This window comes from Flavobacterium calami (assembly GCF_038290035.1).
Taxonomy (GTDB): domain Bacteria; phylum Bacteroidota; class Bacteroidia; order Flavobacteriales; family Flavobacteriaceae; genus Flavobacterium; species Flavobacterium calami.
Window position 1 is genome coordinate 1 of the sequence record NZ_JBBYHS010000007.1, and the last position, 15,797, is coordinate 15,797.

Consider the following 15,797-nt stretch of genomic DNA (forward strand, 5'->3'; position numbering starts at 1 on the left):
AAACAAAAAATTGATATAATTTTGTCTTTACAAAGCATTGGTTCTGTTTATTGGTTCGCAAAACAAATTTACTTAACCTCTGCTTTGTGTTTTTTATGCTTTGCAAACTAGCAACTTGAATTAGTTAAGTAATTTATTTTTTTGAATTTTAGACTTAGTTCCATATCCTCCAGTGCCACGCCTTTTGTCTCGGGCATTAAAAACAAAACAAAGAGCAATTGGAAAACCATCATTACTGCAAAGAATGCAAACATATATCCGGCTCCAAATTCAGAGAAAAAAATCGGAACCAAAGAGGGAATAATGGCCGCCAGCACCCAGTGTACCGAACTTCCAAATGCCTGTCCCGATGCCCTTAGCTGATTTGGAAAAATTTCAGAGATGAAAACCCAGATCACAGCACCCTGGCCTATTGCATGAGATGCAATAAACAAAAAGAGAAAAATCGGAACCAGCATTCCTGTCCAGCCGTAAAAAAAGGCAGCAGAAACTAATCCTAAGGAGGCTATATATCCAATTGATCCAATAAACATTAATTTTTTGCGTCCAAGCCTATCGATTAGAAAAACACCAATAAGGGTAAATATCAGATTGATTATTCCAATACCAATACTACTCAGTAAAGCTGTACTCTGTCCAAGACCTGCTTCCTGGAAAATCCTCGGCGCATAGTATAAAAATGCATTTATTCCGGAAAGCTGATTAAATGCTGCCATCAAAAAAGCTAAAATCAAAGGAAATCTGTATTTGTCCGACAAAATAGTCTCTGTCACTTTTACATCTTTATTCGAATTTTTTATATCTGAAATTATCCTCTCAACATCACTATCAGGCTCAATTTGTTTTAATATTTGTGCAGCTTTCACATGATTATTATTAGAGAGCAGCCATCTCGGACTCTCCGGGATATAAAAAATGAGTAACGTATATATTAGTGCAGGAACAACCTGAATCCCCAGCATCCATCTCCACGCATTCTCCCCTGTATCACTCAACACATAATTGGAAAGAAATGCAATCAAAATTCCAAAGACAATATTAAACTGATAAAGGGATACCAGTCTTCCCCTCTCTTTCGATGGTGCAATTTCAGAAATATAGGAAGGAGCCGCTATTGTCGAGGCGCCAATTCCAAGACCGCCGATAAATCTAAAAAAAGCAAATGTCCACGGATCATTGGACAAGGCCGAACCTAGTGCTGAAATGGTAAATAGAATACCTATTATCATCAATGTTTTCTTTCTTCCTAGTTTATTTGTTGGGATGGCTCCAAAAATAGCACCTATTACGGTACCCCATAATGCCATAGCCATAACTACAGAACCGTGAAAAAAATCACTTGAATTCCATAACTCCTGAAGCGTCTTATCTGCACCTGAAATTACTACTGTATCAAAGCCGAATAAGAATCCTGCTAAAGATGCTATCACGGACCATAAAATAATTTTTTTATTCATTTTTTGTTTAGTGTTAATAAATTGTTAGCCAAACATAAATATTGTTTTAAATAAACATAATTGATATTGTTACAAAATGTTTCAATTTTGATAAACCACCATAAAACACTGAAAAAGTGACTGTTATAGATTTATTTTAATTTAAATTTATTTTGCTTATTGGAAAATGTTGCAGGTAAATAAGACTGTGTTACATTTTTTTTCAGTCCTGATATTTTAAAAGTTAAAAAAAAGGATTAAAAAAAAATACATAGTGAATTTTTTAATCCTTTTAATTTAAATATCAATAATTATTATGCCAAATATTTATAAATATGTATACAAACCTATTGATTTAAATACCAGTTTTTGATCTTTTTTTGAGGCTTCAAACGAAACATTGATATCATTGGAAGGCGCAAAAAACAGATTTGTAAATACATATTTCCCATCGTGAGTAAAAACTTCCATTGAATACTTGTCTACGATAATTCTAACTTCAAATTCTCTATCAGATTTGTCCAATTTTACTCTCTGAATTGTTGGGTATTGCTTGCTGTCTACATTTTTACTTGATTTTGCACGCACCAGAACTAGCTCATTGGCCGCTTTATCATACGTGAAGTTAATAACAGACGATCCCTTTCCTTTAATATTAAATTTTAAAAAATCATGTATCTCCGATGGACTGATAACAAATGAAGTTGAAAATGATAAGCTGTCAGACTTAATAAAGCCACTAAACAATGCATTTGCATCCTGAATTCCAATTGCGTTTTTTTCAACAGATTTTTTCTTATAATTGTCAATTTCCTTAACAGGCTCCTGTTTTAAATAAAAATAGCCATCTTGTTTTTGCAGCCTCAAAGTTCGTGGAACAGACATGGATCCTCGCCATCCATAATATGGCACCTTATCTGCGTACTCCCAGTTATTCATCCAGCCCAGCCATTTTCTTTCTTTTGTCTGGTCAGGAGTTCCCTCCCATACCACCGCGGCATAAAAATCTTTTCCGTATTCAATAAAATTTAAAGGTTCTTTGGTCAATGAAGGATTTACTTTAAACGCTTTTCCATCAAAATCACCCAAAAAGTATTGAAGTCCCGAGCCTCCGGCTATGCTGTGCGTGCCTAAATTAACACCCAATACCCAGACAGACTCATTATTATAGTCTAATTGAAACAGATCAGGGCACTCCCAAATACCAGCCGTTACTCCAGCGGGACCAAACTCACTCATCAGGTCCCATTTTTTCAGGTCTTTGGAACTGTAAAACTGGACCTTTTTTTCCTGTGATAATGAAACTGTCATTATCCATTTTTTATCCGCCTGGTACCAAAAAACCTTTGGATCCCTAAAATCTGCTTTTTTTAAATCGATTACTGGATTTTGGTTATACTTTTTAAAAGTTCTTCCCTTATCATTACTATAAGCTATGCTTTGGCTCTGAAATCCTGATTTTGCATCATAAGCGGTATAAATGGCAACTATAGGCGGCTCATTACCGGTCCCGAAACCACTGGTGTTTTGATAGTCTACCACTGCAGACCCAGAGAAAATCATTACCTTATCTTCTTCCTCCAGCGCCACAGGCAGATGCTCCCAAGAGATCAAATCCTTGCTTACAGCATGTCCCCAGCTCATGTGCCCCCATTTTTCCCCATAAGGGTTGTACTGGTAGAACAAATGATACTCCCCTTGATAAAAGAACATTCCATTCGGATCATTAATCCAGTTTTTTTCAGGGGTAAAATGCAGCACAGGCCTTGCAGGAGTACTGATCTCTGAAATTAATTTACTGCTGCTTTGCTGGGCGGTGCAGCTTGTCAGGACAGTCAGCATAGCTGCTGCCCACATTCTAATATGCTTTTTCATCTATTTTACAATTACTTTGGTTTGAAAAATTTCATTATTTATAATCCCTTTTATCAGGTAAACTCCACGCGGCGCCTTTTGTCCATTATCATAATAGCCATCCCACTGCACTGAATTATTATGGGCATCTGTATTAGAAGCTATTATACGAACCACAGCCCCTGTTATATCAACAACGGCCGCATATACGACAGTCTGCTGGATAAGGTCTGGAAATTGAATATTAAAAACAGAATCAGAAGGATTAGGAAATACACTAAAATTCGCCTCTTTATGCTCCTTTGCCATTTTTTGCGTGGAAACAGTGCCTTCTCCTTCAATATTATATATGGTCAAATCTTTAGCCACGGCAGTACCGCCTTGCGCATAAAGTTCAATTGCATCTGAACCTTTCGAAGGAAAAACCCTAGTTGCAAAAGCCAATTGATCGTCGATAAAAACTTCAATTACCGAAGCATCAACGAAAATCCTCCACTTAATATCCTGCTTAGGCATGATATAAGATGTTGCCAGATTTCCTAAAGGAACCCCTGTAAGTTTGGAAGAATTGCTTCTGTTGACCACAAAATTCTGTGTAGTGTAATCATAGTAAATTATGGTTTCTTCTCCATTTGAAACCCCTTTATTTAATATGAATCCAACTTTGGTGGCATCACCCGGATTTACGGTTGCCTCAATTTCATACTGGGTTCCTTTTGCCCCATTTAAAACATCACTCACACCGGTACTGAAGCTAACATTGGTGAATTTTTGTGATCCTTTTCTGAGCACTGTCAGATTCGGATGCGGTTTTTGATAAATTTTATTATTTACCAGCGTCCAGACACGGGGAAGGCTGAAAATATTTGCCCATCCCTGCTCTTTGTGCTTATCGGATGTAACACCGTCAGGAATGATTCCGATAGCAGTCAGGTTTCCATCCTTATCCTGCTGAATGGTAGGTGAAAGCAGCTGATTTATCACATCCAGCCTCTCGGGAGTTCCATTGTCTTTTACAAATTTGCCATTGCTGAAATTCCCAGTCCAGTACAATGCATTTGCATTAGGCAGCTTATTTATCAGTAAAATTGACTTGCTGCCAAAATTATAGTAAACAGGCATTTCCCAAAAATCACCAGTTCCGTCTGATGCAGGGTTTCCTTCCAGCATAGTTCCCTGGTAGGTCCATTGCTGGAAATCATCATTTAAGGCCTTATACAAGAATAGCCCTCCCCTTGCCGTACCGCTACGCAGTCCTGTTCCAATCATCATATACCAGCTTCCACTTTCATTGAAAACAAACGGATCGCGAAAATCAGCATGTGAAACTCCGGCAGGCGCACTGGTAATAATGGGCGATGCATTTTTAGTCCAGTCAATATAAGGAGAGACGGCTGTGGCCAGTCCTATCCCAGCTTTGTTTTTATCAACTCCAGTGTAAAACAAATAGGGTTTTCCCCCAGAAACTACTGCATGACCTGACCAAATACCAACCTCATCAAAACCAGGCTGCGGCCATAAGGCTTGTTTTAATTCTTCCCAGTTAACCAGATCCTCACTTACATAATGCCCCCAATTAATATGCTCCAGATATGGACCATTTATATTTCGCTGGCTGAATATATGGTATTTCCCATCAAGATAAATCATTCCATGAGACTCATTGGTCCATGCTGCACTGGGCATAAGATGATATTTCGGTTTGTTAGTATCATCGGCAAACCTCGCAGTTGGAATACGTAAATCCGGTACCTTTATTTGTTGCTTTTTATAATTGAGCTGGATTTCATCTGCAGTAAGCATTTTGTCCCATACAGAAACCAAATCAACAGCACCGGTAAGTGCATTGGTGTCAAATCCGGCAAGGGTTTTTACTTTTGATTCTTTTCCAATAAAAATTGTAGCGCTTTTATCCCAGGTAATCGCTCCGGCTGCAAAAGACGACGACTCGATTTCTGTCCCGTTCAAATACAATTTTGCCGATCCTTTTTCAGCATCGATATTTACGACAATAAAACTCCACTCCCTTAGCTTTACTTCTTCATCGGATATAATCTGACGAATATCATTTCCAATCTTAAACTGTGCAATTACTCTTCCATGCTGATTGATTCCAAAAGAAACTCCCGAACTGTTAGAAGTATTTAAATTTGAAAAAACAGCAGCAACTGTATGCTCGGTTATGGGGTCTTGATTTTTTCTCTGTACAGGAAAAACTGCCGGTGCGATCCAGCCTGAAACAGAAATATTTTTGGTCGGATAACTAACTGAAGCATTTCCATATGCCCATCCATAGTATCCATTCACTCGCAATGCGTTTCCTTCTAGTCCTGCAATTCTTTCAGCAGAATCTGCAGGTCCTTCAATAACAAAATTTGAGTTTGATTTTGCTTCAGTAGTACTCTGTCCTGAAGTTTCATTAAAGTTAAATTCCATTATCTTCGAGGCAGTATTTGATCCCGGGTCGGGACCTGGATCTGGTTTAGGATCCTGTTTGGATTTACAGCCTATCAGCAGCAGTCCAATTAGTAAATATTTCTTTTTCATATCTTATAATTTTGATAAAAATAGAAAAGCAAAACAACTTAGACTTCTCAAAATGTTACCTTAAGAATAAAAAATAAATAAAATACAAAATACTGAAAATCAACTAAATAAACACGTTTTTTCAATTGATTATTCTAAAAAAGATGAATATATTTAAAAATGATACATTCAAAGAAAACGATTAAGTTCTAAACTCCTTTGGAGACAAATTATATTTATTTTTAAATGATGTAGAGAAGTAATTCGGCGTCGAAAAACCACAGGAATAAGCAATTTCAGAAATAGTTAATGTAGTATTTTTTAGCAATTCCTTAGCTTTTTCCAGTCTAATATTGTTGATATAATCGCTAATGTTGATATTGAGCAGTGCTTTCATTTTTCGATATAGCTGAACTCTTGAAATATTTAAATGTTCTGCTAATTCTTCTACAGAAAATGATGAATTATCCAAATTTTTAGAGATTAGATCGTTGATTTTTTTAATAAAATCCCTGTCCTGCGCGCCAAATCCAAGCTCTTCAACTTTATTGAGATTGTTGGTATAGTAATACCTGATCTTTTCGCGATTAAAAAGCAGTCCTTTTATTGATTCTTTTAAAACTTTTAAATTAAAAGGCTTGGTCAAAAACAAATCAGCATTGGCCTGAAGTGCTTTCACAAATGAGTTGTCATCATCCTGCGCAGTAAGAATAATTGTCGGAATATGAGATGTACGGGTGTCTTTTTTTAATATTTCGCAGATTTCAAAACCGCTGAGTTCAGGCAGATTTAAATCACAGATAATGATATCGGGTATAAGATCCAAAGCCGTTTCAATAGCTTTAGTTCCATTACATTTTATTACGTTGTAATTGGGTTCAAGTTTTAAAGTTATAAAATCAAGCAGATCAACATTATCCTCTATGATTAATATTGTATATTTTTCTTCATCTGATTTTAGTTCTTCACTACTTTGCAGATCAATATCCAAATACTCATAATCATTGCCAGTGACAAAAGCGGACTCATTATTTACAATCGAATTTGGAATTAAATGGTCTTTCCCCAGCTTGAGGGTTATAATAAACTCTGTTCCGTTTTTAGATGAAACCTCAATTTTTCCATGGTGAAGGTCTATAAAATTTTTGGAAAGGCTCAGACCAATACCCGAACTGTTCTTATAATTATTTGATCCCTGATAAAAAGTACTGAATACTTCCTTGATTTCATTATCAGGAATTCCCATTCCTGAATCCTTAATGCTTATTTTAAAAGAATCATCTTCAGAGCTTTTATAAATCGATACATTAATGCTGCCATTATCAGGAGTAAATTTAAATGCATTGGAAAGCAGATTAAAGTAAACCTTGTCCATTAGGTTTTTGTCTATAAAAGCCTCAATTACTTCATGACTTGATTTAAAAGTGTAATTTATGTTCCTTCTGGTGGCTTCACGTGCAAATTCTTTGAAGATCTGTTTTGAAAAGCTCACCACATTGGTGAGTGCTGGGTTAAAATTGAATTTTTTCTCTTCAATTTTTCTATAATCCAGAAGCTGATTAATTAACCTTAAGAGTCTTCTTGAATTATTATGGATCAAATAGAAATCTTTCTTATTCGTTTCCGCAATTATAGATTTGTCAGAAGTTACCGAATCAATAGCGTTCATGATAAGCGTCAATGGAGTTTTGAATTCATGCGACAACCCGGTGAAAAAATTCAGTTTTTCATCATTACTGATTTTTAGCTCATTGGCAAATCTTTCGATTTCGTTTCTTTGGCTTAGAATTTTTTCGTTTGTGTCTTCCAGCAGTTTCTTTTTCCTTAAAATAGTAACAGCTGAATAAACACTATAAATAGCCAGACTTAAAATTACAAGCAGAAAGAAAGTCAGCAGTCTTGTCAGATTATATTGGGTAGTAAAAGCTATTTCCTGCTTTTTAATGGTATTTTGCTGTAATTCAATATCGGTCTGCTGCTGGGTAATTTTATCAAATTGATTGATCATAATATCAGCGTTGAGCGAATCAATTACAATGGTTGTCAATTTATTATATTTAGGCACTTTTTCTCCTTTAAGAATCGCTAGTGCTGTTTTCAACGCTTCACTTCCGCCTGTAGGATATAATATGGATGCCGCCAGAACTCCGTCTTTTACCAAATGAATACCTCCATTAGGCCCGTTCAAGCCATCTACCCCTATAAATTTTATTTTTTCCTCCAATCCTTTTCGGCGGGCTACTTTCCATGCCTGGTTGGCTATATCATCATTAAATGCAAATACATAATTGATGTCCGGGTTCTTCTCCAGAAGCATTTCAAACTCTTTTTCAGGCAGCCCTTTCTTGGTTCCATCCAAACGGCCTACAACCGAAACTCCCGGAAATCTTTTTATCACTTCATTAAAGCCTTGCGTACGTTCTTTTCCCGGGGAAGTATCCAAATCAGCAAAGACTTCTATTACTCTTGCTTTTCGCTTCGAATTTGAAATTAGATATTTGGCTGCCAAACGTCCCACCTCCAAATTATCTGCTCCTAAATAAGTAGTAAACTGATCTGTATTGATTTTTCGATCCACAAGAATTACAGGAATATTTTTCTGATATGCCTTTTCAATAATTGGAGTCAATGAATCGCTTTCCAAAGGTGAAATGATGATGGCATCCATTCCCTCATCAATCATTTTTTGAATCTGCTGAATTTGTTTTTCCGAATTCCTTTCTGCATTATAAATTGTCAAGTCTACATCTGGGTAAAGTGACGCTTCCAATTTCATAGAATAATCCATAGCGACCCTCCACTGATCTCCACTTATGCATTGTGAAAAACCAATTTTTTTTCTATGATTTTGAGCAGTATCTCTATGACAAGATAAACAAGCGAAAAATAAAAGTAGAACGAGAATATTTTTCATCAAATTCAGCATAATGTGAGTCTTTTTAGACAACAAAAAAGTTTTGTAACAAAAATAAACATAAAGAGCAGTAATTTTAAATAATGCAAAAAATTATAACTATAAAATTTGTAATCATTAATTTAAAGCATTCAATAATTACATTATTCATAGTTTAACGGTTCGAAATTAGTTTTTTTTAACCAGAAAAAAATATAAAATTGATTCAATACTGTATGGTTAAGTTACATTGAATAATCAAGGATACCAATAAAAGTAAAGCTTTAGCAAATTAGTAAGATTATTATATCGGATTTCAAAAATAAAGTGACCACAAAATATTAAAAAGCGAATTAATCAGATTTTTAAATTAATATCCATATTAAATAAAAAGGAAACATTAAACTCTACTCTCTTCCGTTTCTTAATCATCCCAAACATTTTTCAATTAGGCAAAAATCAATTAAAGTAGTTAGCTTTATTGTTTGAAAATGCTGAGTGATTTCACTTTGAATAAAATCAAAACAACAGCTAGTAAAAGATGTCAAATTACAAATGAGAAGGATTATGAGCGAGCAAGTAACAAAAGACGATTTAAGACAATTTATCCAAATGATTATTAATGAAATTCGAAATGATCGTAGAAAAGAAGAAGAATTTATCCCTGAGTGGCTGAAAAGTCGCATTGTAAAAAAGTCATTAAGTATTTCTTCAGCCTCCTTGCAGAGTCTGCGGGTTACCGGTAAAGTTAGATGCCGAAAAATACTTGGTTCTTATTACTACAGCAAAACTGATCTGGCAAATCTTTTTAAAGATTAATTAGTTATGGAAATTTTCAATCTTTTCAACTTTTTGAAAATATGCGAGAAAGATATCAGGTTAAACGTATGGCATTTTTCATTGCTTAATGCAATTTTATATTTAGGATTCAAGCAAGGCGAATCCAAAATCATAAGGGTCAGCAGAAGCAGAATTATGTCATTATCACATATAAAAACGTTGCCTACATATCATAAATATTTTAAAGAGCTACAAGCAATGGGATATATAAAATATACCCCATCTTACGATCCTGGATATAAAAGTGAAGTTGAATTATTATTTAAACAAACAGTAAATCACAATTAGAATGCCTCTAATTGTGATTTACTGAATTTGGCATTAATGCCGCTTTTCATTTCATCTAATTATAACAAAACCCATTCAAACTTAATCGAATGGGTTTTTCTTTTTTTTAAAGTCTATTAAATTCTATATCCGCCCGAAACTTCTATTCGCTGCGCATTAATCCATTTGGAATCATCAGAACAAAGAAATGCTACCACGCTTCCAATATCATCCGGCAAACCGACTCTTCCTAAAGCAGTTTCAGAAGCCAGATGCTTATTCAAATCTGAAATATCCCGCACAACACCGCCGCCAAAATCAGTTTCTATAGCCCCAGGAGCAACGGAATTGACTCTTATTTTTCTGCTTCCCAATTCCAAAGCCTGATATCTTGATAATGAATCGACTGCCGCTTTCATGGCGCCATAAACGGAATATCCAGCAAATGAAAACCTTGCCAAACCAGAAGACGTGTTAACGATGCTGCTGCCGTCTTTGAGTAATGGCAATAATTTTTGTGTTAAAAAGTAAGGCCCTTTGAAATGGATATTTGTCATTGTATCCAAAATTTCTTCTGTTGTTGTTTCAAAACTTTGGTTAATTCCGATACCTGCATTGTTTACCAGCGCATCTAATTTTGCAGAAGAAAATTGAGCATTTAAAACATCTTTTACTTCAGTCACAAATTGGTCAAAACCTGAAGTTGCAGTAATGTCCAAAGACAATGCAAACGCTTTTTGTCCAATAGTTTCAATTTCTTTTACCACCTGGTCCGCAAATTCTTTTTTGGTCTGATAGGTAAGGATGATATCAAATCCTTTTTTCGCCAGCTGTAAAGCCGAATCTTTTCCAAGTCCACGGCTTGCGCCTGTTACTAATGCTATTTTATTTTGATTCTTTGACATTTTTTATTGTTTTTAATTTATGTATTTTTAATTAATCCTTTGTTCAGATCTCTGCCGCAAATTTCTTTTTTTACTTTATTACAATGCTGGTCCAATTTCTTTATACTTTAAATATTAGAAGGCCTCAAGGATTTTTTTTTAAATTCTTAATTCTCAAGAAATAAAATGTGCTTCTGAACTTATTGGGATATTCAACACTTTTGAAATTAAGCAATTCTTTTCCGCATCTTTTGAAATGGCCTCAAATTCATCGGCACTAATTCCAGAGACAGAACCGGTGATGGAAAGATGTATTTTTGTTATCTCAAAGCCCTCCATTGATAAAACAGCTTCAGTATTTAATGATGTTGGATTGAGTCCTTTTTGTGTTAATGCATAACTGACAGCCATAGTAAAACATGCTGAATGCGCAGCCACCAGATGTTCCTCTGGATTTGTACCTTTTTCGTCTTCAGAAATACGGGTTTTAAAACTGAACTTCGTTTGGTTCAAGATTTCACTCTGGGTGGTCAATTCACCGCTGCCTTCATTTATGGTTCCTGACCAATATGCTCTTGCTGTACGTTTCATTTGCTGTATGTTATTTTCAAATTTGATTATCAGAATTCTCTAATTGTATCGTTCTGGTTTAATAAAAACTACACAATGGCTATCACTTACTTTTTTTATGATGTTTACAGCTTTTAATTTAAGATGTTTCCCCTGAATTCATTTGGCGTGCTCCCTACCTCTTTTTTAAAAAGACGTGAAAAATAAGTCGTGTTTTCGAAACCAAGCAGGTGAGAAATTTCAGATATATTCAGTTCACCTTCGGTCAGTAAGTTTTTTGCCTCGCCGATCAAAAAAAGATGAATAAGCTCCAGGGCCGTCTTTCCTGTTTCCTGTTTGAGCAAATCTGTTAGATAACGGGAAGATATATTCAGTTTTTCCGCCATGAGAGATACCGTTGGCAATCCAATATTTTTTGTTTTTCTTTCTTCAAAATTAGCAGCAAGCAAAGCGTTAAACTTCGTGACTGTAGAACCAGTAAGCTCTGTACGGTTTATAAACTGCCTTTTATAAAAGCGCTGTGAATATTTAAGCATGGAATCCAGATGACTTACAATAATGGCTTTGCTGAGTTCGTCAGTATTGTTGTTGTACTCTTTTTCAATATTGAAATACAGATTCCAAATAATGTCCTCCTCTGCAGGTGAAAGATGTAAAGCCTCATTAACCTGATAATCAAAATAACTGTATTTCCTGATTTCGTTGTAAAGGACTGTTCCCGGTAAAAAGTCTTCATGAATCATAATTAGAAATCCCTTTTCCTCTAATTCCACATTTTTAAAGACTACTTTCTGCTGGGGCTTTGTAAAGGACATGGAGCCGCGGTCATGATCATATTTTGTTTTACCATACTGCATGCTTCCAGATTTCAATTTTTTAAATCCTATAATATAAAAGTCAGATGAAAACTCCAGAATAGTATTACCGCTGCAGGTGTCCCGCTCACCATATGCGGCACTAAAGAGCGGGTGCTGGGGAGGTTTGATATCGAGCGCTTCATGCAGATCGCTGATTTTTTTGAAATGTATCATTTTTCTTAATTTTAAAAACAGACCAAAAAAAAATTAGATTCTGTTAATTCAAACGTCTATTAACCATGTGCTGCCACCGACACATCCTGCCATGATTCCCATGTTTTCAGTCTTTCTGAGTAAGTGTGCTGCACCCACGGAAAAGCAGTTTTGCCCAACAGTAATCTGAGTGGCGGATTTTCAGAATAAACGAGTTTGACAATAGCTTTGGCAGTGGCTGCAGGGTTACCTGAATCCTGCTCGCCGGCATGCTGATAAAAATCTTTCCGTACACCGTCGTAAGCCGGTATTGATTCGCTGAGTGCAAGGGAAGTGGTCCCGAAGAAATCTGTAGAAAAACCGCTTGGTTCTACTATGGTAACTTTAATGCCAAATCCGCTTACTTCACCCGCGAGTGTTTCAGTAAGGCCTTCAACAGCGAATTTAGCTGCACTATACAGCCCCATTAGTGATACTGTATTCAAACCCAGCGCACTTGAAAGCTGAATGATATGTCCTGATTTTTGCTGGCGCATGATAGGCAGAACTGCCTGAATAGTCCATAATGATCCCAGTACATTGGTTTCAAACTGGGCCCTTACATCCTGCTCCTTTAATTCCTCTACCGCCCCTATGTGTCCAAAACCGGCATTGTTTATTAATACGTCGATGCTGCCAAAGTGCTTTTTTGCAGTTTCTATTGCCTCAAAACTTTCGTTTCGATCAGTAACATCAAGTTTTAGCACCAAAAGAGATGATGAAAATTCTTTGTTAAGCTTGGTTAGTGTTTCAGGATTGCGAACAGCCGCAACCACATTATCGCCGCGTTTTAAAAATGCCTCTGCCCAAATTCTTCCGAATCCACGCGATGCACCTGTTATAAAAATTGTTTTTGCCATGATATTAATTTTAATATTTTGATATGGACAAAGTTCGCACAGATAGTACAGACGGTTATGATACAAAAGTAGGCAATAATGAAACATTTTAACGAAATTGCTGCAGCTCCGGTTTACTGTTTCAAAGAGGGAATATAAAAAAACAAAATCCCATCTCATATATTGAGAGGGATTTTGCAGTGCAGTCATTATAAATTATCTTGACTTAGGATTTTTTTGAAACAATCCTCTATTGTATTCTACTACCTCCGGATGTGATGGATATGAAGGCAGGGCAGAAAGATCAGCTATGGCCTTATCTCTTAATGACGGCGCTGCTTCTTTTACACCATCAGATAGTGCCTGTTTTAATTCTTCTTCATTAAGTTCCGTACAGTAAGCAGGAGTTCCAGGCTGATGTCTCCAAGATTCAGAAAGTCTGCCCGAGTCAACTGCATCGTAACCGGCATCATTAACTAATGAGGCAATTACTTTTTTAGCCTGTGGATCATCACCCGCTACAGCCATTGCTATTCTGTCTTCAGCACCGCTGTTTTTTCCGCCGTTTGCCAGCGTCTCTGCCAACAAATTATTGAAAGCTTTTACAACAGGCCTTCCCAATTGCTCGGATACCCAGATACTTTCTACTTTTCCTTTTTTGATCTCTTCAATATCGGCATCACGGAATGGATAATAATTTGATGTGTCTACCACAATTACATTTTCCGGAACGCCTGCCAGCAAATCTTTAGGCAAAGTTGGTATTGCTATGGTAGGCAATGATAAAATAATGACATCTACATCTTTTACAACATTCTCTAGTGTTGCAGCTTTAACACCCAACTCCTCAGCACGGGCCTCTAATTTATCAGCCTGATCTGTATTATTCACTTTCACTTCATGACCGGCTTCTGCCATTTTTTTTGCGATCGTACCGCCTATTGCACCGGTACCAATTATTCCTATTTTCATATTCTTTTTTTTATTTTATTAAAATTATTATTGTTTACAATTTCTTGACGGTAAGCCGTTTATTGAACGGTTTATATCTACTGCATGATCAACAAAGTCATCCGGATAGTTTCCGGAAACCAAGGTGTCAAAAAATTCCTGTCCCAAATTTTTCATCTTGCTAAATGACAGTTTCTGCTTATCTGTTAAGGTTTCCCTCACCGCAGACTCCCTTGCTTTCTTCAGGTCGCCAAATTGCAGGTCGGTACAATATGCCGGACCGCAGGCCTGCTGTCTCCAGGACTCCTCCAAGGGGCCAGCATCCAGCGGATCAAATCCTGCATCATCAACCAAGCCCATAACTACATCTATCTCTTTTTGAATATCTCCCGAAACTGCGATCGCAATTCGACCGTCACTGTTTTTTGGTTTTCCTTCAGCTAAAAGGCTGTAAGCTCCAATATTGCTGAAAGCTTTCACCACTGTTCTGCCTAACTGCTGCTGTACCCAAACACTGTTAACCATTCCATTTTCAATTTCTTCTATCAGACCATCTCGATGCGGCCAATAATTTGTTGTTTCTACAACGACAACACGTTCTTCAAGCTTACCTTTCAAGCTTTTTGCTAATTCTGGAATTCTCAGCAGTGGAATTGATAAAATCAAAACATCAATACCCATTACAACCTCATCCAAATCAACTGCTTTCGCACCAATATCGTCTGCTGTCTCCTGTATTTCTGATATCCCTTTTGCATCAGCTAAAAATACTGTATGCATGGATTCAGTGAATTTTCTTGCAAGTATTCTGCCGATCAGACCGGCACCTATTATTCCTATTTTCATTTTCTAACATTAAAGATTTTACTTGGCTGTCATACCTCCATCTACTTTATATTCTGAGGCTGTAATGTATGAAGCCTCATCAGAAGCTAAAAAAAGCACTAGATTGGAAACTTCCTTAGGTTCTCCAAAACGCATCATCGGAATAGGTTCTAATGCTTTTGGATTATCAAACGCAGCAGCTGGCGCAATGCCTGTTATAACGCCTCCAGGATGAACTGAATTAACTCTGATTCCTCGGGTAGCATACTCTAGAGCCACCATTTTTGTTAGCCCTGTAACTGCGAATTTGCTTCCAACATAGGCTGCATTGGGCGAACCGGGTGCAACCTGCAGGCCGGAAACAGAGGAAATATTTACAATAGAACCAACTCCAGCTTTGAGCATTGAGGGTATTACAGTTTTCATTCCTAAGAAAGTACCATCCACATTAATAGCCATTACTTTCTTAAATTCATTATATTCCAGATTGGCAGCGTTTGCAAATGCACCTGCAATACCAGCATTGTTAACCAAAATAGTTACGTGTCCAAAATACTTTTCAGCACTTTCCAATACACTCATCCATCCCTCTTCACTTGTTACATCATGCTTTATAAATATGGCATCATCACCTAGTGAGTCTGCCAAATCAGCACCCTCTTTTTCAAGCACATCTGTGATTAAAACTTTTGCTCCGTGCTCAACAAATAATCTTGCGTGAGCCTCGCCCATTCCTCGTGCGCCACCTGTAATGATCGCAACTTTGCCTTCTAATCTTTTCATGTTTCTTTTATTTTATATTTTTACTTAATTTAAATTTTAATCATCCATTCCATTTCAATATGGAAGCTTAAATGGTCATT

At 36.5% G+C, this 15,797-nt stretch carries 12 protein-coding genes; 1 reads left to right on the forward strand and 11 read right to left on the reverse strand.

Annotated features, from left to right (window positions below; all coding sequences use genetic code 11):
- Nucleotides 1-107 precede the first annotated feature (107 nt).
- The 4 genes from AAEO57_RS07370 to AAEO57_RS07385 form a co-directional block, all read right to left on the reverse strand.
- Complete coding sequence (locus tag AAEO57_RS07370; RefSeq protein WP_341691118.1) at nucleotides 108-1,457, reverse strand: sugar porter family MFS transporter; 1,350 nt, start codon at nucleotides 1,455-1,457, stop codon at nucleotides 108-110.
- Between the two features lie 306 nt (nucleotides 1,458-1,763).
- On the reverse strand, nucleotides 1,764-3,311 hold the full coding sequence (locus AAEO57_RS07375; RefSeq protein WP_341691120.1) for a glycoside hydrolase family 32 protein: 1,548 nt from the start codon (nucleotides 3,309-3,311) through the stop codon (nucleotides 1,764-1,766).
- On the reverse strand, nucleotides 3,312-5,837 hold the full coding sequence (locus tag AAEO57_RS07380) for a GH32 C-terminal domain-containing protein (RefSeq protein ID WP_341691122.1): 2,526 nt from the start codon (nucleotides 5,835-5,837) through the stop codon (nucleotides 3,312-3,314). It abuts the gene before it with no gap.
- A 181-nt stretch (nucleotides 5,838-6,018) separates the two neighbouring features.
- Entirely contained in the window at nucleotides 6,019-8,730 is a 2,712-nt protein-coding gene (locus tag AAEO57_RS07385) for a hybrid sensor histidine kinase/response regulator transcription factor (protein WP_341691124.1), read from the reverse strand.
- A gap of 546 nt (nucleotides 8,731-9,276) precedes the next feature.
- Between AAEO57_RS07385 and AAEO57_RS07390 the strand changes: the two genes are divergently transcribed.
- Nucleotides 9,277-9,528, forward strand: a complete 252-nt coding sequence (locus AAEO57_RS07390; protein ID WP_341691126.1) for a DNA-binding protein — start codon at nucleotides 9,277-9,279, stop codon at nucleotides 9,526-9,528.
- A 425-nt stretch (nucleotides 9,529-9,953) separates the two neighbouring features.
- Here the strand turns inward: AAEO57_RS07390 and AAEO57_RS07395 are convergent, their stop codons facing one another.
- The 7 genes from AAEO57_RS07395 to AAEO57_RS07425 all read right to left on the reverse strand — a co-directional run bounded on the left by AAEO57_RS07395 (nucleotide 9,954) and on the right by AAEO57_RS07425 (nucleotide 15,717).
- Nucleotides 9,954-10,721, reverse strand: a complete 768-nt coding sequence (locus AAEO57_RS07395) for an SDR family NAD(P)-dependent oxidoreductase (protein WP_341691128.1) — start codon at nucleotides 10,719-10,721, stop codon at nucleotides 9,954-9,956.
- Nucleotides 10,722-10,874: 153 nt separating this feature from the next.
- Nucleotides 10,875-11,291, reverse strand: a complete 417-nt coding sequence (locus AAEO57_RS07400) for an OsmC family peroxiredoxin (protein ID WP_341691131.1) — start codon at nucleotides 11,289-11,291, stop codon at nucleotides 10,875-10,877.
- Between the two features lie 113 nt (nucleotides 11,292-11,404).
- A complete protein-coding gene (locus AAEO57_RS07405; protein WP_341691133.1) occupies nucleotides 11,405-12,301 on the reverse strand; it encodes a helix-turn-helix domain-containing protein in 897 nt (298 codons plus the stop codon).
- Nucleotides 12,302-12,360: 59 nt separating this feature from the next.
- A complete protein-coding gene (locus AAEO57_RS07410) occupies nucleotides 12,361-13,179 on the reverse strand; it encodes an SDR family NAD(P)-dependent oxidoreductase (RefSeq protein ID WP_341691135.1) in 819 nt (272 codons plus the stop codon).
- Nucleotides 13,180-13,374: 195 nt separating this feature from the next.
- The gene (locus tag AAEO57_RS07415; protein ID WP_341691137.1) at nucleotides 13,375-14,130 is read right to left on the reverse strand and encodes an NADPH-dependent F420 reductase; all 756 of its coding nucleotides are present in this window, start codon (nucleotides 14,128-14,130) and stop codon (nucleotides 13,375-13,377) included.
- Between the two features lie 27 nt (nucleotides 14,131-14,157).
- On the reverse strand, nucleotides 14,158-14,955 hold the full coding sequence (locus AAEO57_RS07420; protein ID WP_341691139.1) for an NADPH-dependent F420 reductase: 798 nt from the start codon (nucleotides 14,953-14,955) through the stop codon (nucleotides 14,158-14,160).
- 18 nt (nucleotides 14,956-14,973) lie between these two features.
- Entirely contained in the window at nucleotides 14,974-15,717 is a 744-nt protein-coding gene (locus tag AAEO57_RS07425; RefSeq protein WP_341691141.1) for a glucose 1-dehydrogenase, read from the reverse strand.
- Nucleotides 15,718-15,797 lie beyond the last annotated feature (80 nt).